The 24238-nt window shown below is 61.1% G+C and carries 24 protein-coding genes; 8 read left to right on the top strand and 16 right to left on the bottom strand.

The window, feature by feature from the left end; all coding sequences use genetic code 11:
- Positions 1-52: 52 nt before the first annotated feature.
- Together A7D21_RS12790 and A7D21_RS12785 are read right to left on the bottom strand one after the other, a co-directional pair.
- On the bottom strand, positions 53-463 hold the full coding sequence (locus A7D21_RS12790) for an HPF/RaiA family ribosome-associated protein (protein ID WP_053254552.1): 411 nt from the start codon (positions 461-463) through the stop codon (positions 53-55).
- 213 nt (positions 464-676) lie between these two features.
- On the bottom strand, positions 677-1624 hold the full coding sequence (locus A7D21_RS12785; RefSeq protein WP_053254551.1) for a LysR substrate-binding domain-containing protein: 948 nt from the start codon (positions 1622-1624) through the stop codon (positions 677-679).
- 137 nt (positions 1625-1761) lie between these two features.
- On the opposite strand from A7D21_RS12785, the gene A7D21_RS12780 reads away from it, so the two are divergent.
- The 3 genes from A7D21_RS12780 to A7D21_RS12770 all read left to right on the top strand — a co-directional run bounded on the left by A7D21_RS12780 (position 1762) and on the right by A7D21_RS12770 (position 5103).
- A complete protein-coding gene (locus tag A7D21_RS12780) occupies positions 1762-3138 on the top strand; it encodes an L-serine ammonia-lyase (protein WP_053254550.1) in 1377 nt (458 codons plus the stop codon).
- A 62-nt stretch (positions 3139-3200) separates the two neighbouring features.
- On the top strand, positions 3201-4487 hold the full coding sequence (locus tag A7D21_RS12775; RefSeq protein WP_053254549.1) for a serine/threonine transporter: 1287 nt from the start codon (positions 3201-3203) through the stop codon (positions 4485-4487).
- 298 nt (positions 4488-4785) lie between these two features.
- Positions 4786-5103, top strand: coding sequence for a DUF3509 domain-containing protein (locus tag A7D21_RS12770; protein WP_053254548.1), 318 nt, complete (start codon positions 4786-4788; stop codon positions 5101-5103).
- On the opposite strand, the gene A7D21_RS12765 is transcribed toward A7D21_RS12770, so the two are convergent.
- Positions 5100-5588: a phosphate-starvation-inducible protein PsiE gene (locus A7D21_RS12765; RefSeq protein ID WP_017135172.1), complete on the bottom strand. Its 489-nt coding sequence runs from the start codon at positions 5586-5588 to the stop codon at positions 5100-5102. The two genes, A7D21_RS12770 and A7D21_RS12765, sit on opposite strands and share 4 nt — an antisense overlap.
- A gap of 248 nt (positions 5589-5836) precedes the next feature.
- Between A7D21_RS12765 and A7D21_RS12760 the strand changes: the two genes are divergently transcribed.
- Complete coding sequence (locus A7D21_RS12760; protein ID WP_016974596.1) at positions 5837-6097, top strand: YebG family protein; 261 nt, start codon at positions 5837-5839, stop codon at positions 6095-6097.
- Positions 6098-6152: 55 nt separating this feature from the next.
- Here the strand turns inward: A7D21_RS12760 and A7D21_RS12755 are convergent, their stop codons facing one another.
- Positions 6153-7172, bottom strand: coding sequence for a Glu/Leu/Phe/Val dehydrogenase dimerization domain-containing protein (locus A7D21_RS12755; RefSeq protein ID WP_053254547.1), 1020 nt, complete (start codon positions 7170-7172; stop codon positions 6153-6155).
- 186 nt (positions 7173-7358) lie between these two features.
- On the opposite strand from A7D21_RS12755, the gene A7D21_RS12750 reads away from it, so the two are divergent.
- On the top strand, positions 7359-8162 hold the full coding sequence (locus A7D21_RS12750; RefSeq protein WP_069551845.1) for a SirB1 family protein: 804 nt from the start codon (positions 7359-7361) through the stop codon (positions 8160-8162).
- Positions 8163-8183: 21 nt separating this feature from the next.
- Here A7D21_RS12750 and A7D21_RS12745 read toward each other — a convergent pair whose 3' ends face one another.
- The 4 genes from A7D21_RS12745 to hmgA all read right to left on the bottom strand — a co-directional run bounded on the left by A7D21_RS12745 (position 8184) and on the right by hmgA (position 12918).
- On the bottom strand, positions 8184-9554 hold the full coding sequence (locus tag A7D21_RS12745; RefSeq protein ID WP_053254545.1) for an aromatic acid/H+ symport family MFS transporter: 1371 nt from the start codon (positions 9552-9554) through the stop codon (positions 8184-8186).
- Positions 9555-9687: 133 nt separating this feature from the next.
- On the bottom strand, positions 9688-10332 hold the full coding sequence (maiA, locus tag A7D21_RS12740; RefSeq protein WP_069551844.1) for a maleylacetoacetate isomerase: 645 nt from the start codon (positions 10330-10332) through the stop codon (positions 9688-9690).
- Between the two features lie 12 nt (positions 10333-10344).
- Positions 10345-11631, bottom strand: coding sequence for a fumarylacetoacetase (gene fahA / locus A7D21_RS12735; protein ID WP_069551843.1), 1287 nt, complete (start codon positions 11629-11631; stop codon positions 10345-10347).
- Positions 11632-11634: 3 nt separating this feature from the next.
- Positions 11635-12918 (bottom strand): homogentisate 1,2-dioxygenase, encoded by a 1284-nt coding sequence (hmgA, locus tag A7D21_RS12730; RefSeq protein WP_053254542.1) that lies wholly within the window; start codon positions 12916-12918, stop codon positions 11635-11637.
- A 120-nt stretch (positions 12919-13038) separates the two neighbouring features.
- Between hmgA and A7D21_RS12725 the strand changes: the two genes are divergently transcribed.
- On the top strand, positions 13039-13818 hold the full coding sequence (locus A7D21_RS12725; RefSeq protein WP_053254541.1) for an IclR family transcriptional regulator: 780 nt from the start codon (positions 13039-13041) through the stop codon (positions 13816-13818).
- 1 nt (position 13819) lies between these two features.
- Here A7D21_RS12725 and dacB read toward each other — a convergent pair whose 3' ends face one another.
- The 8 genes from dacB to A7D21_RS12685 form a co-directional block, all read right to left on the bottom strand.
- On the bottom strand, positions 13820-15277 hold the full coding sequence (dacB, locus tag A7D21_RS12720; protein WP_053254540.1) for a D-alanyl-D-alanine carboxypeptidase/D-alanyl-D-alanine-endopeptidase: 1458 nt from the start codon (positions 15275-15277) through the stop codon (positions 13820-13822).
- A gap of 273 nt (positions 15278-15550) precedes the next feature.
- On the bottom strand, positions 15551-17965 hold the full coding sequence (locus A7D21_RS12715) for a TonB-dependent receptor (RefSeq protein ID WP_069551842.1): 2415 nt from the start codon (positions 17963-17965) through the stop codon (positions 15551-15553).
- Positions 17966-18073: 108 nt separating this feature from the next.
- Complete coding sequence (locus A7D21_RS12710) at positions 18074-19009, bottom strand: glutathione S-transferase family protein (RefSeq protein WP_069551841.1); 936 nt, start codon at positions 19007-19009, stop codon at positions 18074-18076.
- Between the two features lie 75 nt (positions 19010-19084).
- Positions 19085-19360 (bottom strand): GIY-YIG nuclease family protein, encoded by a 276-nt coding sequence (locus A7D21_RS12705; RefSeq protein WP_053254537.1) that lies wholly within the window; start codon positions 19358-19360, stop codon positions 19085-19087.
- Positions 19361-19396: 36 nt separating this feature from the next.
- Positions 19397-19867, bottom strand: coding sequence for a nuclear transport factor 2 family protein (locus A7D21_RS12700; protein ID WP_069551856.1), 471 nt, complete (start codon positions 19865-19867; stop codon positions 19397-19399).
- Between the two features lie 99 nt (positions 19868-19966).
- Positions 19967-20647: a DUF1120 domain-containing protein gene (locus A7D21_RS12695; protein ID WP_256556138.1), complete on the bottom strand. Its 681-nt coding sequence runs from the start codon at positions 20645-20647 to the stop codon at positions 19967-19969.
- Between the two features lie 216 nt (positions 20648-20863).
- Complete coding sequence (locus A7D21_RS12690; RefSeq protein WP_053254534.1) at positions 20864-21499, bottom strand: response regulator transcription factor; 636 nt, start codon at positions 21497-21499, stop codon at positions 20864-20866.
- A gap of 207 nt (positions 21500-21706) precedes the next feature.
- Positions 21707-22429 (bottom strand): response regulator, encoded by a 723-nt coding sequence (locus A7D21_RS12685; RefSeq protein ID WP_232005372.1) that lies wholly within the window; start codon positions 22427-22429, stop codon positions 21707-21709.
- 523 nt (positions 22430-22952) lie between these two features.
- On the opposite strand from A7D21_RS12685, the gene A7D21_RS12680 reads away from it, so the two are divergent.
- Both A7D21_RS12680 and A7D21_RS12675 read left to right on the top strand, forming a co-directional pair.
- Positions 22953-23582 (top strand): DUF1120 domain-containing protein, encoded by a 630-nt coding sequence (locus A7D21_RS12680; protein WP_053254532.1) that lies wholly within the window; start codon positions 22953-22955, stop codon positions 23580-23582.
- Between the two features lie 28 nt (positions 23583-23610).
- Entirely contained in the window at positions 23611-24234 is a 624-nt protein-coding gene (locus A7D21_RS12675) for a DUF1120 domain-containing protein (RefSeq protein ID WP_053254531.1), read from the top strand.
- Positions 24235-24238 lie beyond the last annotated feature (4 nt).

The following is a 24238-nucleotide window of genomic DNA, read 5'->3' as shown; positions in this document are numbered from 1 at the left end:
CGGGCCTGCAACTGCAGGCCCGTTTTCGTGGGGATGAAAGAACCGTCAGCTATCAGCTGTTAAAGACCGCACGTTCTTTTTCCAGAAACTCCTGTTCAAGCTCGTCTTCATTCACTTTGGTGGTCGGCTGGCTTTTCCCGGCAGCGCGTGGCTTGCCTTGCAGTTTGCCGAACAGATGTTCCAGCGCATGCTCCAGCTTGACGGCTGCGCCGTCGATTGCCTGTTCCAGAGTATCGGCCTTATGAGCGACCGACAGCGGTTGATGGCCCTTTGGCCGTGCTTCCAGACGGCAGCTTAAATCATGAGGACCGGGCTTATCGCCGTTCTCATCGCGCAGGTAGACTTCGACGCGGGTCAGGTGTTCTTCATAATGTTCGAGCGTGCTCTCAATGGTCGTACGTACCCACTCCTCCAGTCGGATGCTGCTTTCAATATGGTTATCGCTATTGACTTGGATTTGCATAGTTCTTCCCTTATTTCAGCTAGCTCGCGAGAGGTCACAAACTGCAACACCGGGGTGGTGAAACCATGACCTCTTGATTACACAATTGAGCAGTCAGGAGAACATTTCAACCCCTTTGCAAAGATAAATCCCACATTACAAATTAAGTCTGACTACGAGCAAAAACGCTGTTAGGGTGGGGAGTTAGTTACATCTTCTTACGCCCAGCGAACCTTACAATTGCCCCTCCCCCAATGGGTGCAATCCGCGAAAAATCCCCGCTTCCTCCACCAGCCAGTCATGCACCGCGCGCACGCCCGGATGGCTTAATGCGCCCGGCGCGTAAAGCAAAACGTAGCGTTTATGGTTGGGCACCGCCAGGCCAAACGGCACGATCAAGGTGCCGCGCTCCAGCTCATCGTTGAGCAACGTGCGTCGCGCGATGGCCACGCCCATGCCGGCGATGGCAGCCTCGATGGTCAGGTGGTTGCGGTTGAAGGTGTGCCCGCGCCGCACGTCGGCTTGGTGGTAGCCAATGGCGTTCAGGTAAAACTCCCACTCGGCGTATTCATAACTGCCACGCCAGGCGGTGATGTCGTGCAACAGCGGGAAATGCACCAGGTCAGCCGGGCCATGCAAGGGCGGACGGCCGCGCAACAGGCTGGGCGCGCACACCGGGAAAATCTGCTCATCGAGCAGGGCTGTGGATAACAGGCCAGGGTAGCTGCCGTCGTTCAAATCGATGGCCAGGTCGAAGTCGCCCTCGTGCAGCGCGATGCTGCTGTCTTCGGCGACCATGCGCAGCTGGATATCCGGAAACCGTTGCTGCAGGCGTGGCAAGCGTGGAGTCAGCCACTTGCCGAGAAACGAGGGAATAGAACGCAAGCGCAAGGTGCCGCTGATCATCCCTGCGTCCAAGCGCTGCAATTCAGCATCGATGCTGCCGTAGGCCTCCCCCACCGTCGCCGCCAACCGCTGCCCTTCGGCACTCAGTTCCACCCCGCGCGCGCGCCGATGGAACAACCGAAAGCCCAGACGCTCCTCCAACTGGCGAATTTGTTGGCTCACCGCCCCCGGCGTGATGTGCAGTTCTTCGGCGCAGCGGGTGAACGACAGATGCCGCGCAGCACAGGAAAACACGTGCAGCCAGACATACGTCTGGCCATGAAGGGGCCGGGCCATAGGGTTTAGTCCTGCTAAAGGGTGTCTTAGGATAATTCGTTGGTCAGTGCCGATCCAGAGGCCCAGTATCGCGCCAATTCCGCTCGTCCTACAAAACATGGCAGCGATTTCTACTCCATTGCTTGTAAGGCTTTAGCATGGCTATCAGTGTTTTCGATCTATTCAAGGTGGGCATCGGCCCTTCCAGCTCGCATACCGTCGGCCCTATGCGCGCGGCGGCGACCTTCGCCCAAGCCCTTACCGACCAACATTTGCTGAACGACACACGCCGTGTCGAAGTGCGTCTGTACGGCTCGCTGTCCGCCACTGGCATCGGCCATGCCACCGACCGCGCCTGCGTGATGGGCCTGATGGGCGAATGGCCAGACAAGGTCGACCCGACCTCGATCAACACGCGTATCCAGCAAGTGCGCGAGTCCGGCCGTTTATTGCTCGCGGGCAAACAGGACATTGCCTTTAATTGGCACACAGATCTGCTACTGCTGGACGAAAGCCTGCCCTACCACCCCAATGCCATGTCCCTGCATGCCCACGGCGACAGCGGCCTGCTGAGCGAACAAACCTATTACTCGGTAGGTGGCGGTTTCATCATCGAAGCGGCTGAAGCGGCCTCGGGCATTGCGCCGACCAGCGATGTGGAATTGCCTTACGACTTTTCCAGTGCCGTCGAACTGCTGGCCCTGTGCAACAAGCACGGCCTGCGGGTGTCGGAATTGATGATGGCCAACGAGCGCGCATGGCGCAGCGATGCAGACATCCGCAGCGGGCTGCTGCACATCTGGTCAGTGATGCGCGAATGCGTGGAGCAAGGCCTGCGCGATGAAGGCATCTTGCCAGGCGGCCTGGATGTGCCGCGCCGTGCGGCGAAATTGCACCGCAGCCTGTTGGAAATCGGCAAACCCAATGTCATCACCTCGACCTTGTCGGCCATGGAATGGGTCAACCTGTTTGCCCTCGCCGTCAACGAAGAAAATGCGGCCGGCGGGCGGATGGTCACTGCGCCGACCAATGGCGCGGCGGGGATCATTCCGGCCGTGCTGCATTACTACATGAAGTTCAACGCGGACGCGTCTGACGATGATGTCGTCAATTTCTTCCTCGCTGCGGCCGCCGTCGGCATCCTGTGCAAGAAGAACGCCTCGATCTCCGGCGCCGAAGTCGGTTGCCAGGGCGAGGTGGGTTCCGCCTGCGCCATGGCCGCCGCCGGCCTGGCTGACATCCTCGGCGCCACCCCGGAACAACTGGAAAACGCCGCCGAAATCGGTCTGGAACACAACCTCGGCCTGACCTGCGACCCGGTCGGTGGGCTGGTGCAAGTGCCATGCATCGAGCGCAACGCCATCGCGGCCGTCAAAGCCATCAACGCCACACAAATGGCCCTGCGCGGTGACGGCAAACACTTCATTTCCCTCGACCGGGTGATCCGCACCATGCGCGATACCGGTGCCGACATGCATGACAAGTACAAAGAAACTTCACGGGGCGGCCTGGCGGTCAGCTGGGTGGAGTGCTGATCGGAGCACTTTTACCCGCCCCATACGTGAGCCCGCGCAAAAATAATAACGAGGCAATACCGATGACCGATGTACGTACACCTGCTGCTGAACAGCCTGTTTCACAGACCACCGCAACAACCGGCTGGACCAAACACGACACCACCTGGATGCTGGGCCTGTACGGCACCGCCATCGGCGCAGGCACCTTGTTCCTGCCAATCAATGCCGGCGTCGGCGGCTTCTGGCCGCTGATCGTGCTGGCGTTGCTGGCCTTTCCGATGACCTTCTTTGCTCATCGTGGGCTGACGCGTTTTGTATTGTCAGGCAAATCCGGCGACATCACCGACGTGGTCGAAGAACACTTCGGCGTCGGCGCCGGCAAGCTGATCACCCTGCTCTACTTCTTCGCCATCTTCCCGATCCTGCTGGTGTACAGCGTGGCGCTGACCAACACCCTGAGCAGTGTCATGGAACACCAGCTGCACATGGCCCCACCGCCCCGGGCGATCCTGTCGCTGGTGTTGATCCTCGGTCTGATGGCCATCGTGCGCTGCGGCCAGGGCGTGATCGTCAAGGCCATGAGCGTGCTGGTGTACCCGTTCGTCGCCGCCCTGCTATTGCTGGCCGTGAGCCTGATCCCCAACTGGAACGGTGCATTCTTCGCCTCGGCCAGCGAGGGCATGCCGTGGCCGCTGTTCTTCAAAACCCTGTGGCTGGCGATCCCGGTGATGGTGTTTTCCTTCAACCACTCACCGATCATCTCCGCGTTCGCGGTGGACCAGAAGCGCGTGTATGGCGCCCAGGCCGAGCGCAAAAGCAGCGGCATCCTCGCCACTGCCCACGGCATGATGGTGTTGACCGTGATGTTCTTCTGCTTCAGTTGCGTGCTGGCCCTGTCGCCAGCTGACTTGGCTGCCGCCAAGGCGCAGAACATTTCGATCCTGTCGTACCTGGCCAACCACTTCCAGACGCCGGTAATCGCCTACGCCGCGCCGTTGATCGCGCTGGTGGCCATTACCAAATCCTTCCTTGGCCACTACATCGGCGCCAGCGAAGGCTTCCAGGGGCTGATCGTCAAATCCTTGCGCGGGCGTAATCGCTCGATGTCGCCCAAAGGGCTGGAACGCTGCACCGCACTGTTCATGGTGCTGACCTGCTGGGCCGTGGCGACCTTCAACCCAAGCATCCTGGGGATGATCGAGACCATGGGCGGGCCGATCATCGCGTGCCTGCTGTTCCTGATGCCGATGTACGCGATTCGCCGCGTGCCATCGCTGCGCCAGTACTCGGGCCAAGTGTCGAATGTGTTTGTGGTGGTGATCGGGCTGATTGCGCTGTCTGCGATCGTTTTTTCGGTATTGCCCTGAAATAGCCCACCGACCTGAAGAACGACTCAATACAAATGTGGGAGGGGGCTTGCTCCCGATGGCGGTCCTTCAGCCGAGCATTTATTGGCTGATACTCCGCTATCGGGAGCAAGCCCCCTCCCACATTGGCAGGTCACTGGGGATCGATTGCTTTACGGCACGCGCCTTGCTGTAGAGCTCATGAGGCAAACGGACTTTGTGAAACCTCAGCGACGGAGTGGCCGATGGTCAGGCAACGCGAACTAATCCTGACACCGGTCGTCAATGACTGCATGTTCTTATCAGGCGGTAACGCACCATGGACAATCCTTTTCAGATCATCACCGACACCTTCACCCCCAACTACCGCGTCAACCTGAGCATCCAACGGCTGGATGGCAGCATCATGCTGACCCTCTCGAATGAGGACGGCGTGGTGGCCAAACGCATGATCAGCGCCGAACAACGTAACGACCCGCAGCGGCTCAAACGGCTGGTACAAAGTATTCAGTTCGGCATCGCCATCGAGCAGGGCCACAGCGCCATGGAAATCCTCACGGTGATGACGGACGGCGACAGCCACAAACTCCTGCAGCGCCCGCCCGCCCGCACCTTGCCCTTCAGCGTCGGGCTTTAAAGCTCGCCCTTCTCGGTTTCCAGGCTCGCTTCGCCCTTGCGGCGCGGGCCTTCAACCTTCACCGACGGAAATGCCGACGACGCGTAGCGCACCACCAGAATCGAAAACGCCAACAGCAGAATGCCGCCACACAGGTAGATGATGCCGATGTCAGGCGGGTTGTGGTGCGACACATTGGAGATCAGCAGGCGCGTCAGCGCAGTGATCGCCACGTAGATCAGGAAGCGCACCGGCATGTGGTTGGTCTTGAAGTAAATCCCGACCATCGCGCCCAATTCCAGGTAGATGAACAGCAGCAAGATGTCATCGATCTTGATGTGCCCGGTCTCCAGCATCCCCAGAAACTCCATCACCGCTGCCCAGGCGGTCACCGCACCAATGGCGAACAGCGCCAGGTAATGGAACGTCTCGACGAACAGATTGCCCAGCGACTCGGCCAGCCCATGGACTTGCTGACGCAGCTTTTCGGCCCAGTTGATTTTCACGATGATACTTCCTTAGGTCGGCTCGACCGGATAGTGCGGGTTGGACGTGACGGTTGTTCTGCATGCAGAAAAAAGGCCAGAGGCACGTATAAGATGATGGCGGCGTGACATGAGGCACGCCAAACCTGTATTTACGGGCTACATTAAAAAACTGCTACCCAAACCTCAGGGTTTGGCTTACTCTTTTAGCTGTATATAAATACAGTAGTCGCAAAAGACAACTATCGTGAAGGCATGTGAGGTGGTGAATGGCCGTCGAAGTGGTATACCGCAGCAGCCGAGATCTGGAGCGTTTGTTCATGGATAAAGCCGAAGCTGACCGTCATGACAAGATGCTTGAACTCGCTGAGTTGCTGGCAGAAGTGTTGCAAAAAGCCGTGCCGTCCCTGAGCGAGCAGCAGGTGGAAGAAGCCGGGATCTACATGGCGAAGAACCGCGATGTATTTGCCAAGGCGTTCAAGAGCCAACCGGACGCTTTGTCCGAGTTGCTGAACCCGACGGCGGAATAAAGCCCGAATTGAACAGGCCCTGAATCAATGATTCAGGGCCTTTTTAATGCCTGGCCTATTTGTACAGCAGGCGCTCGGCCAACTCATCCGCCACCCGTGCGGGGGAGCGTTTTTCGGCCTGGGCGTGGGCGAAGATTTCGGTGAGGCGCGTACCGATGTTCGACAAGTGCGCGGTAATGTCCGCCAGCTCGGCACCGCCGTGTTTGAGGGCAACGTAGATCAGGCCGCCTGAGTTGATCACGTAGTCCGGGGCGTAGAGGATGCCGCGCCCTTCCAACTGGTCGGCGACGTCCAGGGTGGTCAGTTGCGCGCTGGCAGAACCGGCCACGGCGGCGCACCGCAATTGGCCGACGCTGTGCCGATTGAACACCGCACCGAGGCCACAAGGGGCGAGGATGTCGCAGGGCGTGCTGAGTAAGGCGTCGTTGGCGATTGGGTGCGCGCCGAGTTGCTCCATGGCGAGTTGCACTTTGCCGTGGTCAATGTCGCTCACCAGCAATTCGGCTCCCGCGGCATGCAGTTGTTCGGCCAGCGCGTAACCGACATTGCCCAGGCCTTGCACCGCGACGCGCAAGCCTTCGAGGTTGTCGCTGCCCAGGCGGGCCATGGCCGCGGCGCGGATGCCGGTGAACACGCCCATGGCCGCATGGGGCGCGGGGTCGCCGGCGGCGGTGGTGCTGGTGACGAAGCGTGTGTGCTGGGCGATGCAGTCCATGTCGGCCACTGACGTGCCGCTGTCGATCGAAGTAATGAAGCGGCCATCGAGTTTTTCAATGCAACGGCCAAATGCTTCAAACAAGGCGGCGCGGCTTTCCACGTGCACGGGACGGATGATCACCGCCGTCCCGCCGCCCACCTGCAGGCCGGCCAGGGCGGCTTTGTAGCTCATGCCTTGGGCCAGACGCGCGGCATCCGCCACGGCACTTTCATCGTCGGGGTACGCGAGATAACGGCAACCGCCCAAGGCCGGCCCCAAGCGGCTGTTGTGAATGGCGATGACCGCCTTCAGCCCGGTGACCGCGTCGACACTCAGGTGCAGCGACTCAAGGCGGGTGCTGTGCATAAGCGCAAACATCGTCGAGCTCCCGAATCACTTCTGGTAGAGGCCCAAGTATAGGCTTGCGGTAGAAAACTGCCGAAGTGCGCTGGAATAAGCCGCCGGATTTCGTGGGATCTGCGACATAAGCAGGTGGGTTATTGCTTAAGTCACTGGACGAAAATTCTCAGCAAGGCTAAAACGGGGCATCCGCCGGAGAACGCAATGAATCCCCGCACAGCCTTTTTCGCCTGCCTGGACCGTTCACCCCCTGCGCTGTTTGAAGCGGCGCTGTGGATTGCTGCCGAACACGACTGCGCCGTGCAGCCCGTGCTGATCCTGCAAGACCTCATCGTGTTGCAGCAACAGGTCAGCGTTGGCATGCCCATGTTGCCGGCGGATGAACTCGGCCAGCCGCTGCTACGGCGCATGAATGACTTGGGCTTCGCTCAGGATGACTTTACCCCGCTGCGCCCGGCGGCCGCCCTGCTCGACAAGGTATTGCAACGCAAACGCGGACAACCCCTGGCCATGGGCCTGATCGCACTTGAGTTGGCGCGGCGCCTGAATATCCCCATGGTGGGCGTGAACTTCCCAGGCCACTTTCTGCTGCGGGTGCCCGGCGCCGATCACCTGCTGGACCCCTGCGGCGGGCGGCGCCTGTACCCGAATGACTGCCGTGAATTGCTGCATCGCCAGTACGGGCCAAACCTCAAGTTGCAGGCCGACCACCTGCACACCGCCGAGCCGCGTTCGATCCTGCAACGGTTGTCACGCAACCTGCGCCAACTGCACCTCTCCAATGACAACCCGCTGGCCGCGCTGGTCGACGCCGAACGCGTGCTGGAACTGGGCAATGCCAGCGCCGCCGACTACCTGGCGCGGGCCAGTTTGTACCAGCGTCTGGACTGCCCGAGTGCCGAACGTTTTGACCTGGAACACGCCCTGCTGCTCAGCGAGGACCCGATCCAGCGCCTGCGCCTGACGGAGCGGCTGGGGCACCTGCCGCCCAACTCAGTGGTGCATTGACTCACCGCGTCAATCGGCCGATCAGTGATTGGCCGGGGCTTTGAGAATGTCACTGTGCAGGGGGCTCTTTGGCTTCGCAGCGCCCGGCGAGCGCACTTGAATGATCAACAGCGCCGCAATCACCGCTGGAATCGCACAGAAGAAGAAAATCTGCTGCACCGGAATATGCATCGCCAGCAACATGCTGCCAAACAGCGGCCCCAGGATTGACCCGAATCGCCCCACGCCCAACGCCCAGCCAGTGCCGGTGGCGCGCACGTGCGCCGGGTAGAAGTTACTGGCGAAGGCATTGAGGGTCAGTTGCCCACCGATGATGCAAAACCCGGCGGCGAACACACAGGCCACCAGATAGCGCGGATTGTCGTGGTTCAGGCCCAGCAACAGGGTGCATACCGCCGCCGCTGCCAACACGCCGGACAGCAGCCGTACCTTGCTTTTCAGGCGGTCGGCGAACCAGGCCATGCCGATGGCGCCCAAGGTGCCGGCGAACAGGAACATCGAGGTCACCAGGTTGGCTTCGTTCAGCGCCAGGCCACTTTCCAGTAACAACGACGGCAGCCAGCTGATCATGAAATACAGCAGGATCAGGCTGACGAAAAAGGTCGCCCAGAGCAACACCGTCGGGCGCGCGTAACCCTTTCGGAACAACTCGACCACCGTGAGTTTGCTGCCCTGCTCCTGAAGGTTTTCGGCGTCGCTCGCCAACGGCGGTTGCCAGTCGGGCAGCATGCGTGCCGTGACTTTGCGCAAGCGCACATACGGCGGCGCATCCCGCAGCAGGCGCGGCAGGGATTCCGGCAACCGCCACATCAGAAAAGGAAACAGCAGCAATGGCGTCACACCGCCCGCCAGGAATACCGCCTGCCAACCGAAGCCATCGATAAACCCTGCAGCCACGAAACCACCCGCCGCGCCGCCGAACGAGAAACCGCACGCGGCCAGGGTCACCATCAAGGTGCGCATCCGCGGCGGCGAATATTCCGACATCAACGCCATGGCACTCGGCATTGCGCCGCCCATGCCAATACCGCAGATAAACCGTGCGGCCATCAGCGTGGTCAGGGAGTTGGCAAACACCATCAACACCGTGAGGCTGGCGTAGATCAGTACACAGCCGAGCAGGATGCGCCGCACGCCAAAGCGGTCAGCCAGTGGCGTGACCAGCAACGAGCCCAGGGTCAGGCCCAGCAGGTTGGCACTGAATACCGGGCCGAATGCCGCTTTTTCCAGGCCCCAATCCTTGGCCAATGCGGGTACCACATAGCCCAGCACCTGCGCGTCGTAGCCATCGGTTACCAGCAGCAACGCCAGCAACAGGAGAATCAACCACTGATAGCGCGACACCGGACGGGCGTCGAGTGCCGCGCGAAAGCTGGCAATCTGATTGTGCATCGCAAGGTACCTGTTATTTTTATGAGGATGTCGCCGATCAAAATGTGGCAGCGGGCTTGCTCGCGAAAGCGATGTGTCAGCGACAAATGTTTCGACTGATCCGACGCATTCGCGAGCTAGCGCCTACATTGATTCAGGATGCTTCTGGGGTATCCGGTTGATTAGCCGGATGCGCCTGCACAAACGCCGGATGCTGCGCCGCCAACGCCGCCACACGCCCAATGCGCGGGTACGCCGCCAACGGCACCTTGAAGCGTTCGGCCGCATACAGCTGCGGAATCAGAAACGCATCCGCCATCCCCGGCTGCTCGCCAAAGCAAAAGCCGCTATCACCGATCAACTGCTCGACTGCACCCAGGCCCTGGCTGATCCAGTGGCCGATCCACGCCAGCAATTGCGCCTCGTCATGCCCCCACTGGCGCAGCAGGTTCTGGGTGCTGGAGTTGTGCAACGGGTGAATATCGCAGCCGATGATCGACGCCACCGCGCGCTCATGGGCACGGGTCGCGAGGTCTTTTGATAGCAGTGGCACCTGTGGATAACGTTCGTCCAGGTACTCGATGATCGCGGGCGACTGAATCAACAGCTCGCCCTCGTCGGTACGCAACGCCGGCACTCGGCCTTGCGGGTTGATCGCCAGGTACGCCGGTTGGCGATTGGCGCCGCCGGCCGGCACCAGCAGGTTGACCGGCACGGCGCTGTAGTCCAACCCCTTGAGTGCCAAGGCAATACGCACCCGGTACGACGACGTAGAGCGGTAGTAGGTATAGAGTTCCATCGCCCTGCCCTCTTAGCGCGCCGCGACCACCGTGCCACGGCACTCGCCGAAGCCGATGGAGGCAAACCCTTCACGGCTGCAACGGGCGCGCAGGATGATTTCGTCACCGTCCTCGAGGAATTTACGCACCTCGCCCGACGCCAGTTCAATCGGCTTTTTGCCGCCTTCGGTGATTTCCAGCAGGCTGCCGAACTGCCCCGGCTGCGGGCCGGACAAGGTGCCCGAGCCGAACAGGTCACCGGCCTGCAACTGGCAGCCGTTGACGCTGTGGTGTGCAACCATTTGCGCCACGGTCCAGTACATGTGCTGGGTGTTACTCAGCGTCAGGCGATGGGCCGGCAGGTGTTGCTCGCGCATTGAGGCGGTGGTCAGCAGCACCTCCAGCTCGATGTCAAAGCCGCCTGCCGCCTGGTCACGCGTGTCCAGCAGGTACGGCAGCGGTTGCGGGTCGCCGTGGGGGCGTGCCGGTTGGGCTTTGCGGAACGGCGCCAGCGCTTCGGCCGTCACCACCCACGGCGAGATGCTGGTGATAAAGCTCTTGGACAGGAACGGGCCCAGTGGCTGGTATTCCCAGGCCTGGATATCGCGCGCCGACCAGTCGTTGAGCAGGCAGAAACCGGCGATATGTTCGGCGGCGTCACCAATTGCAATCGAGTCGCCCATGGCATTGCCCTGGCCGATCCAGATGCCCAGCTCCAATTCGTAATCCAGGCGTGCGCAGGGGCCGAAGGTTGGCTCGGTCTGGCCGGCGGGCAGCGTCTGGCCTTTAGGCCGGCGTACCTCCGTGCCTGAGGGGCGAATGGTCGAGGCACGGCCGTGATAACCGATTGGCACGTACTTGTAGTTCGGCAGCAATGGGTTGTCGGGACGGAACAGTTTGCCGACGTTTTGCGCGTGTTCGATACCCACGTAGAAGTCGGTGTAATCGTTGATTTTCGCCGGCAGGTGCATCTGGCAGTCTGCTGCGCGGTGCAGCACCTGCGCTTCACGGGTTTGCAGCTTGCTGCCTTGCGCGAGCAGCGCCAGCAGTTGCTCGCGCAAGGCCACGCGCGGGCCACGGCCCAGCTCGAAAAAGGCGTTCAACTGGCCGCCGGCGGTGGCTTCAACGGCACGGCGGGCTTCGCCGTCGAACGCGTCCAAAGCAGCGTGCAGGTCAAGAATCGAATCGCCAATCGCCACACCGCTACGCGGTGCCGAACCGTTGATGCTGAACACGCCCAACGGCAGGTTTTGCAACGGGAAATCACGGTGACCGTTGGCGGAGTCCACCCAGCTGCGGGTTAGCGTTGGTTGCGTCATGGGTTATCTCCGGTTCGGGTTGAAGGTGGCGGGCAGCGAGGCCCAGCACGCGTCGTAAGTGTTTTGCAGTTGCGGGCATTCCAGGGCGAACTGCGTGGGGCGCAGCACTTGGCTGGTCTCGAACATAAACGCCATGGTGTTATCAATCTTGTGCGGCGCCAGTTCCACGTTGATGGCCTTGGTGCACGTCTCGCCGTCCGGACCATGGGCGCTCATGCAACTGTGCAACGACGCACCCCCGGGCAGGAAGCCTTCGGCCTTGGCGTCGTAGGCGCCCTGGATCAGGCCCATGTATTCGTTCATCAGGTTGCGGTGGAACCACGGCGGCCGGAAGGTGTTCTCGGCGACCATCCAGCGCGGCGGGAATATCACGAAGTCGAGGTTGGCCAGGCCATGCACGCTGGTGGGCGAGGTCAACACGGTGAAGATCGACGGGTCCGGGTGATCGAAACTGACGGTGCCAAGGGTATTGAAGCGGCGCAGGTCGTATTTGTACGGCACGTTATTGCCGTGCCAGGCGACCACGTTCAGCGGCGAATGGTCCAGCTCACAGGCCCACAACTCGCCGAGGAACTTCTGTACCAGCGTGGTCGGCTTTTTGAGGTCTTCGTAGTGCGCGACCGGCGTCAGGAAATCACGCGGGTTGGCCAGGCCGTTGCTGCCGATAGGCCCCAGGTCCGGCAGGCGCAGCGGCGCGCCGTGGTTTTCGGCAACGTAGCCGCGCGCTTGGGCGTCCAGCAGTTCGACACGGAATTTAAGGCCGCGCGGCAGCACGACGATGTCCAGTGGCTCGACGTCCAGCACGCCCAGTTCGGTGGCGATGCGCAGCCGGCCCTGCTCGGGGACGATCAACAGTTCGCCGTCGGCGTTGAAGAACACCCGCTCCATGGAACGGTTGGCGCAGTAGTTGTAGATGCTGATGCCTGAGGGGCTTTCAGCCCCTGAGTTGGCCACCATGCCGACGAGGCCGTCGATAAAGTCCGTCGGCTCGTCGGGCCTGTCCAACGGGTTCCAACGCAGACGATTCGGCGTCACGGCGCCCAACGGCCCACCGGCCAGTTGCCGTTCAAGCTTCACGAAGGCCGGGTGATTGGCCGATGGCTGAATGCGGTACAACCACGTGCGTCGGGCTTCGCTGCGCACCATGGTGAAGGCGGTCCCGGAAAACAGTTCGGTGTACAGGCCGTAGGGGGCTTTTTGCGGGGAATTCTGGCCGACGGGCAACGCGCCAGGCAGGGCTTCGCTGGCGAATTCATTGCCGAAGCCCGACAGGTATTCGAGGTTCATGGAGCATCCTCAGTACGGAAGTTGTTTTTATCGTAATCAAGTTACGCATAACGTAATTTGATCACTATCGACCGTCAAGCTATAAAGACGCCCATTCATCTCTCGGATTCTCGCTGCCCCATGGAAAAGCCCCGCGACACCGGTAAACAGAAAGTCCGCTCGGCCGAAGTGGGCACCGATATTCTCAAGGCCCTCGCTGAACTGTCCCCGGCCACCTCGCTGTCGCGCCTGGCCGAGCACGTGCAGATGCCGGCGAGCAAGGTCCACCGCTATTTGCAGGCACTGATCGCCTCGGGGTTTGCCGAACAAAACACCGCCACCAACCACTATGGGCTGGGCCGCGAAGCATTGCGCGTGGGCCTGGCGGCGCTAGGCAGCATGGATGTGTTGAAAGTCGGCGCCCTGCCTCTGGCGGAGCTGCGGGATGAACTGAATGAAACCTGCTTTCTGGCCGTGTGGGGCAACCAGGGCGCGACCGTGGTGCACATCGAGCCGGCGGTGCGCGCGATCACGGTGGTGACGCAGTTGGGTTCGGTGTTGCCGTTGCTCAGCTCGTCCACCGGGTTGGTGTTCAGCGCTTATTTACCTTCGCGGGAGACCGTCGAATTGCGCGAACGTGAGATTCAGGCCGGTAGCGCCCACGCCCTGGCGGATGACCAGGCCTACGCCACCGCGTGTGAACAGATCCGCAACCGTGGCCTGCACTTTGTGCACGGTTTGCTGATGCCCGGGGTCGATGCATTGTCGGCGCCGGTGTTCAACGCGGTCGGCCACGTGGCAGCGGTGATGACCGTGGTCGGCCCCACCTCGCTGTTCCACGCCGATGAAGACGGCCCGGCGGCGCAGCACTTGCTGGCGGCGACCCGGGCGGTGAGTTGGCGGATGGGTTATCAGCCCTGAATCAATCGTCCCAACGTGACAGGGCCAGCGCCACGCGGTTCTCCAGGCCCTTCACCTGCGCGCCGGCCACCACGTAGTTATTGGTCAGCATCGAGAACACCAACTGGCGCCCGTGGGCATCGGTGATGTAACCGCTCAATGACGACACGCCGCCCATGGAGCCGGTCTTGGCGTGCAGATTGTTTTCAGCGCTTGTGCCGCGCAGGCGATAACTCAGGCTGCCACCGGTCATGCGCTCGGTATTGCCGGCAATCGGCAGCGCGTTGTACCAGGCGTTGAACCACGGCTGTTTGCTCGCAGCCAGCAGCAGGTCGGTGAGGGTTTGCGACGACACCAGGTTACGCCGTGACAGGCCGGAGCCGTCGACCTGGCTCAGCGTCGCCGTGTCCAGCCCCTGGCGCTTGAGAAACCCGGCCACCGCCACCACACCCGCCGCCGCCGTGCCGCTATTGGCGGTCTTGCGGCCCATGGCCTTGAGCAGGGCTTCGGACATGTTGTTGTTCGAGAGTTTGAGCAGCGGCGTGATCAGTGCCTGCAACGGCGCCGATTGGTGCTCGGCCAACACTGTCGCCGTGGCCGGGCTGGCAGCGCCCATCACACGACGCCCCAGCACCGTAATGCCCTGCTGCGCCAACGCCTGTTCAAACAGATTGGCCACCAGTTGCGTCGGCTCCCACACACTGACCAATTGTTCGCTCTGCCGCCCCGCCGCTACGGCGCCACTGAGCTGCAACAGGTTGGTGCCATGGCGACGGTTGATGCCATAGGTGTTGCCGGGCCCGCTGACCGCGCGGTTACTCAGTTGCAGGTAGTCGGTCGGCGGGAAGATCTCGACATTCACCGGCTGCCCTACGCGCACCGGCGCTTTGGCCGTGACCAGTACGCTGCCGGCATCAAAATCCGCGTTGGGTGACACGGTCAGCGCGGAAATCTGCGCGCCGTAGTAGGTGGTTTCATCATCGTGGGACCAGTCGACACCCAGCCGCTCGGCGTCAAACCAGGTGTCGTCGAACACCAGGTCACCCTGCACCTGGCGTACGCCCTGGCTGGCCAGTTGCGCCGCGAGGGCCTGGTAATCGGCGAATTGAATGGTGGGGTCACCCAGACCGCGCAGGTACAGGTTGCCGGTCAGGCGATCGCCCTGGCGGATGCCATTGCTCAACAATTGCGTAGAAAACCGGTACTGCGGCCCCAACACATCCATCGCCGCCGCGGTGGTCAGCAGCTTGAGGTTGGAGGCGGGCACCAGCCGTGTGCGCGGGTTGTGCTGATACAGCGTGGCGCCACTGCGGGCATCACGCACCAGCAGCGACACCGAGGCGCCGTGCAGCGCCGGGTCGGCCAGCAACTGGTCGAGGCTGTGCCCGGTGGCCGTCTTTGACGGTGTGGCGCAACCACTGAGTAACAGGCCAAAGACCAGCGCCGTTGCGCTGGTGTGTATCCATCGTGCCAACCGCATAAACCTGGCTTTCCTGAATCGGCGAAAGTGCGCAGCTTGGTTAATTCAGCGCGTTCAATCAAGTGCCAGGGTGGTGATCGAGAACGTTCCGACCTGAAATAGCGGGCCAGGCGTGGCCTCGGCTTTACTCGGCGCGGGTTGCAAAACGATCAACATCGGCGCCTCACCGCGACAGGTCACCCACTGCCGCAGGCGCCCAACCTCCTCGGCAAGCGCGCTGGGCGTGGAGCACTTGGCAAATCAGCTGGGATGATAACCCGGCGTATTTTCTCATCAGAAGGTCAAGGTACTGGAGACCGATACCTGCCGCGCATCGCCGATGGACACAAACTGCGTGTTCACCGACGAGGTGTAGTAGGTGCGATCGAACAGGTTCTTCACATTGAGCTGGAACTTGACCTTCTGCCCGTCGATCTTGGTGTCATAGCTGGCGAACGCATCGGCCACGGTGTAGCTCGGCAGTTCGAAGCTGTTAGCCGCGTCCCCTGCCCGCTCGCCCACATAGCGAGCCCCGGCGCCGACGCGTAGCTGGTCACCGCCCAGAATGCTGCCGAAGTCATACACGGCCGACAACGACGCGGTGTTCTTCGCCACGTTTTGCAGGTCGTTACCCTTGTATTTGCTGTCCTCAACCACCACCGCATCGGTGTAGGCATAGCTGCCGATCAGGCTCCAGTTGTCGGTCAATTGCCCACTGGCGTCCAGCTCCAGGCCACGCGAGCGCACCTTGCCGGCCACGCTGTACACCGAAGTCAGCCCATCCCCCACTTGCACCAGCACATTGCGCTTTTCGATGTTGAACAAGGCCGCGCTCGCGGTGATACGCCCAGGCATGTCGAACTTGGTGCCCAGCTCCCACGCTTTGGACTGCTCCGGCTCCAGGCTGCCATCCAGCACCGTTTTGTTGGCCAGCGGCGCAATGGTGGAGTTGGGTTTGAACGACTCGGTGTAGCTGCCATAGAACGACAACGCGTCGGTGTAGCGGTACACCAGGCCCGCACGCGGCACCCACTTCTGGCCGTTGCCATCGGTGTTGGCGGTGAACGGTACGCCTTTGCCAGCGTACTGGTCGTACATCTGATAGCGCGCACCGCCGACCAGAATCCACTGGTCATTCAGGTGGATCGCGTCCTGGAAGAACAACGAATCACTGCGCAACAGGTCGGTCTGGTTGCTGTCCGCGGCGCTGACGGTGCTCCCTGCGACTTCGTTGCCGTACACCGGGTTGTTGTAGTTGAAGACACCGCGCGGCGCTTGGCGAATCAGGTCGGCCCGGTAGATCTTGCGGTACTCATCGTCGAGGCCGAACACCAGGTCGTGCTGCATCCCGGCGACATCGACCTTGCCTTCCAGGCTGGCAGTCGCGAAGCGGTCGGTGGTCAGCGCGCCTTGGGTGCCGTCCATGCTGCGGGTCAGGGTGCCGTTGGGGTTGACCTTGACCACGCGCACTTGGCTGGCGTCGTAGGTTTCGCGGTTCCAGCTGTAGCCGAAGTGGGCTTTCCAGTCGTCGTTGAGGTCGTGGTCGACTTGCAGGCGATACAAGTCGGAGCGGCCTTCCATATTGTTGAACGGCTCATCCAGGCGACGGGTCGCGGGGATGTTCAACGGGTGGTTGGTCTTGGGGTCGATGGCCGTGCCGCGGTCGAACGGCGAGAGGAATTCGCGGTGCTCATACGCGAAGACCACCTGGGTGGTGTCGCCGTACCAGGCCAGGGACGGTGCCACCAGCGTCTCGCGGTGGGTGCCGTAGTTGCGCCAGTAATCTTCGTCTTCATGGTCGACGATCAGCCGATAAGCCAGGCCGCTGTCACCAATCGGCCCGGTGGTATCGAGGCTGCCGCCGCTGCCGTTCTTGCCGTCACCGAAAGTCGAGCCGCGTGCGGTCAATGAGGTGGACTGCACCAGCTCGGGCTTTTTGCTGACGATATTGACCACACCACCCGGGTCCTGGATGCCGTACAACAACGACGATGGCCCCTTGAGCACCTCAACGCGTTCAGCCGTGGCGCTCAAGGCGCGGCCCTGCACGACGGGCATGCCGTCTTGCATGATCGAGCCATTACGGTTGTCGCCAAAGCCACGCAGCATCACCGCGTCCTGGGTGCTGCCGAGGGTGTTGGCCTGGGTGATGCCGCTGATGTTGCCCAGGGCGTCATCCAGGTTGCGCGGTTGTTGGTCGCGCAGCACTTGGGCGGGCACCACATTGACGGTTTGCGGCGTTTCCAGCAGCAGGCCACGGGATCGCATCACCGAACTGGTGGGCGGCGGCTGGTAGCTGGTGCTGTCCTGTACGGGGTTGGCACCTCTGATGGTGGTGGCGCCAAGCGTCAACGCGCCGCCGGTGGGCAGCGGCTCCAGGGCCAAGGTGCGCGCATCGATCTGGCGGAAGGTGAACCCGGTGTTGGTCAGCAGGCGCTGCAGTGCCTGGGTTGCGCTCATCTGCCCATTGATCGCCGGGGCGTTGAGGCCGTAGGGCGCTTCATCGGTGTAGATCACGCTGAGACCCGTGACCCGGCTGAAGTCGTTCAGGGCCTGGGGCAACGGCTTGGCCGCCAGCGCAAAGTTGAACTGGGCGCTTTGCTGCTCTTGCGCCTGGGCGACGCAAAGCGGCAGCAATGCCAACCCCGACACCGTCAATACCGAGGCTCCCAGCCACTGTTTTACCCAACCGCCCGCCGTCGACTTCATGCTGTGAGAACCCGTGTAGAAAAGCTGTTAATGCGAATACATCGCAGTTTCAAGCACTACACGGATGGGCGGTGGATTTACCTCACCTTATTTTGAAAAAAATTTTGCTTAGTGCGCCTGAATGCAGAAGCCCATGCGTGGGAAGTGCACATGCACAACGCCGGCGCGTTCGTCGGTACGGCGCAGGATCAGCTGTTCGCGCCCGGCAAACAGCAGTTCTCCAGCGACGGGGTCGGTGCCGTAGTCAGTGGCGGCAATCGTCACTGGCTGGCCGGGCTTGAAACCGTTCAAGTCTTCGAACGGCTCATCTGGCAAGGCGGCAGGCGCCGCGTTACGCGCCACGTCCAGGGCTTGCTCGGCACTCATCTCACTGGCGGTGCCATGGCCAAAGCTCAGCACCCGGTCCAGCCAGGCGGCGATCGCCGGGTAAGCGTCAACCAGCGGCGCCGTCACCGACGAGCCTTTAAGGAACCACAACGGATGGGCCAGCGAGAAGTCGGCAATCGACGGTTCGCCGAACAGGAAGTCGCCCGGCTGATGCTGCAATTGCTGGTCGATGCGGCTGACAATCGCCGGCCATTGGTGCCTGGCCTGCTCCAGTTGCACGCGAGCGGCTGTTCCGCCGCTGAACAGCTTGGCGCGGTCAGCCACCAGCACCTGGATCATTTCCGGCGGCACCTTGGCGAACTTGACGGCCAGGGATTCCGGCTGGAACACCAGCGCCACCGCTTGGGCAAACACCACCGAATCCGCCCACGCCGCGAAGCTTTGAGTGACCAGCTCCAGGCCCAGCGGAAACAGCGCCGGCGTGGTTTTTTCCTGCTCCAGGCGGCGAGCGATCAACGCGGTATCGCAGTAAATATCAGCGCCGACCTGCAACACCGGCGTCTTGCGATAGCCGCCGGTCAGGGCCGTCAAATCCGGTTTGGGCATCACCGGCGCAATGCGCACCGAACGCCAGGACAACCCCTTGAAGCCCAATAACAGGCGGGCTTTTTCAGCGAAGGGTGATTGCGGGTAGTGGTGAAGGATCAACTCAGACATGCCAGGCTCCGCCCAATAAGTGAACCGCTAGCTTAGCCTGCCAAATCGCGCAGGGGGATGATGGGGCCTTATCAGTCAGATTGATGGGCCATGCGCTGCCAGGCATTCCTTGGCGCTCTTCTTTAATTTCTTGATCAGCCGTTCCTGGCGCAGCGCTTCGCCTTTGGAAGCACACTGTTCGGTGTACACCAGCGCGACCGCTGGACTTGAGAGAAAGAACCGCGCGCCCTTGCCGCTTTGGTGGGCGGCAAACCGACGCACCGGGTCATTGCTGATGCCGCAATACAGCGAGCCATTGGCGGCGCGCACCAGGTAGACAAACCAGGGTTTGGGTTCAGGAAGATCAGTCACAGGTCGTGTCGGCAAACCAGAGGAGCGCCAATCTTATCAACGACCCGCCTGAAATGCCTTCAAGCCTTTGAGCGCCTGGGCGCGCACCGCATTTTTCAGCGCCGGCGACCAGCCCAGCAGCAGCCCCTTGAGACCCAACGCCTGGCGCGACCAGCGCCACAGGTCGAAATGGTCGTGGTGCCCACAAATCTTGCCGTCGCGAAATATGAACCGCGCGCCGATGTCGTTGACCACCGTGTTGCCGGTGGCGCTGAACAGGTACGTCGCCACCCAATGTGCACTGCCCGTCGTTTCATCGCTGCGCACCGTGTCGAACGTCAGCGAAAAGGCCTTGGCGCGCGTGGTGAGCATGCGCCACATATCGCCGGCATCGCGCCCGCGCAGCTCACCAAACGCAGGGTCGCTGAACACCACATCATCGGTGTAGCACGCCACCATGGCTTCGGCATCCAGGCGTTGAAAGGCGCTGTAGAACTCGGTAATCAGGGCGTTGTGGGCATCACTCATGGGCAGGCTTCGCACGATGGTCAGGAGTGCTGAAAGATAGTCTGCACAGCAGAGGAAAGCCATGCCATTCGCCACGGGAATGAGTGATGCACGGTAGGGTTAGAGGTAATTGACTTCCACAGTGGCGCTACCGTCCATTGGGGTTTCTTCGGTCACTGGCAGATTTCTTCTTTCCGTGAGGGTGGTGAACACCACCACGTCTGCGGTGAAGGCCATCACCGGTAAAGGCGTCATCTCGGCGCTACTGGAGTCTCTGACGGTGCGCATCCAGCCTGGCTGCCAAATCGTATTTGCATTGGCATCGAACCAGGGGCCCGTCACATTCACGGCCTCGATCAAAGCACCCGGCGCACCATCAGCAGTAGCATTGACCAGCTTCAGCTCATACCAACCGATCATTTTATCGCCACTGGTCAAGCCCAAGCCAAAGCGGCTCAGTGAGGATGACGGATCGGTCGGATAAGCTGGAATCGCAGTCCCTACGCGGTTATCGATGGCCTTGACCGCCATCAGCATCGGCGCATTACAGGTCACCTCCAACTGAACCGTTGCCTGTGGAAGGGCTTTATAGCCATAGGCGGGGAAATCCTGCAGCGCGATTTTCCCATGGTCCACTATCCCGCCATTGGACAAAGTGGGCGTACAGGCCGACGGGATGATTTTACCGACCACACTGAGGTCCACGTTTGATGCGGCCATTACAGTCGAAACAGCAGAAACACCGGCCAACAAAAATGCGCCGGCGATCATGACACGAGAAGGGTGCATATCAATGCTCACGTTCGGTCGATTAGTAACAGATTGAACAGCGCACAGAGCGATGTAAACAACCTGAAAGTTCGACTCAATTAATAAAGTTTAAAGGTAACGCCGCCACTGCACTAAGTGCAGAAGAACCCTGCCAAGTTATCGAAAACCTTGCTCACACTAAATACAAGTAATACGAATCCCTGCCCTGGCGTTACTTATTAAACCACCGGCATAAACAGGGGTTTTCTACGGCACCATTCCGGCTGAGCGCGCATACGCGAACAAGTCCACATCCGTAGAAATACACAGCCGGCTCATGGCGGTACTTTTCTGTTTGCTGATCGTGGAAATACTGCGATTGACCCGTGCCGCAATCTGGCTGACGGTCATGCCGCTGGCGAGCATGCGCACCACTTCCCGTTCCTTGCCGGACAACTGCGGCGTTTGCGACAAGTCGCCTGTGCCGGCCTCGCTCAACTGCGCACGCAAACATTCGCTGGCGAACGTCTGGCCTTTGGTCACCGCCTGGATGGCCGAGGGCAACTCCTTGGCCGAGGCGTTCTTGGCGACAATGGCGCGCGCGCCTTGGGCAAAGGAAGCGCGCAGGGTGGCGATATTCGCGAACATGGTCACCAGAATCACCGGCATCAAGGGGTATTGGCGCTGTAACAGGCTCAGCAACGCATAGCCGTCAGCCTGACGCCCGCCCGGCATGGCGAAATCGGTCACCAGCACGTCACAGGGCGTGGTGCTCAACAGCACCAGCAAATCATCAGGGCCGCTGGCTTCGCCGACGACTTTGCACTTACCGCTCGCCTCAATCACCACCTTTTGCCCAATGCGCACAATGGGATGATCGTCGGCAATTATTACTCGAAGCATAAATACTCACGGATGATGGCAATATGATCGCGGCAAAATACCCCCGTCAGCGATCTTCAACAACCGCCCGGCAAACGCACTTTTCTGCCGCGCCCAATGCCCGGTAGAGGGTGAACTTAAACCTACAAAACAAAAGGAAAACACCCACATACAAAAGCTACATATCAGAAGAATAAATTCCTACAAATCCACTCGCCCGCTGAATGTTCACAGCGCGCTCAGGTACGCGAAGTAGCGTTCGATGTCTGCCTCAAACGCTTCCAGCCTATCCCGGTTCACCCCTGCTCCGTGGGCGCGGACCTGCTGGATCAATAAACCGCCCTGCGCCTCCAGGTCATCACAGCCTAAAAACGCCAGGCTTCCCAACAGACGGTGCAGCAGTTCCAGCGTGACCTGGGTGTGGCCGGTGATCCGCGCGTGGGCCAGCCCTGCGCAATCCTTGCGGGCTTCAAGCAAAAGCCTGCCCAACATCTGCTCCACCACCTCTGCGCTGCCGAAGGTGCGGATCATGTCCGCTCGCGTGGGCAAGGCCGTTGAAGCGCCAGGCGTGGCAGGTGAAACTTCATCCGGTGGCCCCGCGAGCCAGTACACAAGCACATCGCGTAGCTGCTCAAACGTCAGCGGCTTGAGCAACCAGGCATCCATCCCGGCATCGCGACAGCGCTGGGCATCGTAGGGCAACAGGGTGGCCGTGAGCGCGATGATCGGCACCCGCCGGTGGCCGTTCTGCTGCTCGTGCAGACGGATGGCACGGGCCAGCGCATAGCCATCCATAAAGGGCATATGACAATCGCTGATCACCAGGTCGAAGCGCCGACGCGCAATGGCCGCCAAGCCTTCGCCACCGTGACCGACCAACTCGTGGCCGACCCCGAGCTTTTCCAGGAACCAACCCAGCAGCGCCCGATAGGCCGAATGGTCTTCCGCCACCAAAACCGCTCTGTGCCGCCAGTGATCCGGGGGGGAGAAATGCGAAGAGACATCGCTCGAAAGCACTCTCGCTCACCTTGTCGTTGTCGATGGTGCAGCGGCCCTGGCTCAGGAGCAAAGCCTGGGACTGAGTGAGGAGCGCTGACGCGACAGTCAAACAAAGGCAAGGCACCCTTGCAGTGCCAGAAAGAGCCCAAAGTGACCGCCATCGCAAAGCCAACCTAGCTTCTTTGCCACCCGCCTGGCGATACAACAACTACGAAACTGATAACTTGCCTACATTTTCCAGTTAACTATTCCGACACAAACGATAGCTTTTTCTCTGCTCGGCACCATTGTCGTAATTGTTGTATTTCCCCGCCGCCGCCCCCTCGCTAAATTGCTGCCCACTCTTATCAGGGTCAGCCTGCACCCCTCTCGGGCCGCCCTGAAAACATGAAAAACCGCCTTGCACTCGTCGACAACGTCAGCGAGTGCCGCCATGGCATCACTCGACAATCTGGCCCGTACTGGAACTATTGAAATGAACAAGTCTTCCGCTCTGATAAGCACCGCCCTGTTGCTGATGAGTGTCTCAACCGTTTTTGCCGCGAGCAGCGTGGACCTCACCGTCAAGGGCCTGATTACGCCCAGCGCCTGCACCCCCAGCCTTTCAAGCGGCGGGGTCGTCGATCACGGAAAACTCGCCGCCAGGGATTTGAGCCCGACCGGCTGGACGATCATTGGCAATCACTTCCTGCAACTGGCGATCACCTGCGATGCACCCACCCTGCTGGCCCTGAAGGGCACGGACAACCAAGGCAACGCCCATGACCCGGCGAACACCTACGGCCTGGGTTTGGTGGGCGACAAAAAACTCGGGGATTTCTCCTTGACGCTCGCCAACGCGATGGCCGACGGCGCGACGATTTCCGCCATTCAATCCAGTGATCAGGGCCTCACCTGGGGGCGACTTGATTCGGACGAGGTTTGGCCCGTCGCTAACTTCGCCTCGTTTGGCGATCGCTCGACGGGCAGTTGGGCACCCATCGCCATCCAGCAAGTGACGGCAGACCTTCACGTGCAAAGCATGATCGCCCCCACGGCGGGGATGGACCTGACTGAAGAAGTCCCCCTCAACGGCTCCGCCACGGTTGAAGTGAAGTACTTGTAAACACCCCCCACTCACAGGATGTGACCCAATGTCTCGACCCCTCATCACCCTCGCCGCGACACTGTTGATTACCGGCGCCAGCCCCGTCCTGGCCGCCAGTAGTACGGACTTGAGCGTCAGCGGGATCATCACCCCGGCCTCTTGCACGCCGAGCTTGTCCGGTGGCGGCGTCGTCGACCATGGCAAATTGACGGCCAAGGACCTGAACCCGCAGAAACCCACCAGCCTGCAAGCCGCCGAGATGCTCCTGGAGGTGCAGTGTGAAGGGCCGACGTTTTTCACCCTGACCACCGTGGACAACCGCGCCGGCAGCTCGGCGATCAACCCCGCGCTGCATGGGCTGGGCATGGTCAACGATGACCAGCGGCTCGGCAGCGTGGCGTTCGGCCTGTTCGACCCGATCGCCGACAACACGCCGGTAGACGCCATCCTCTCCAATGACGGCGGCGCCACCTGGCGCCCCTCTGCGTACCTCGGCCACACCGGCATGACCTCGTTCGCTGCGCCCGGCGATGCCTATACGCCGATTGCCGTGCAAACCCTGAGCGCGCGGTTGCGGGCGTTCACCATGATCGCGCCCGCCAGCGACTTGACCTTACTTGACGAGGTGCCAATCGACGGCCTGGCCACCCTTCAACTCAAGTACTGGTAAGCCT

Source organism: Pseudomonas sp. AP19, assembly GCF_001728855.1.
GTDB classification, from domain to species: domain Bacteria; phylum Pseudomonadota; class Gammaproteobacteria; order Pseudomonadales; family Pseudomonadaceae; genus Aquipseudomonas; species Aquipseudomonas fluorescens.
This window is presented reverse-complemented; position numbering and strand designations above follow the sequence as displayed.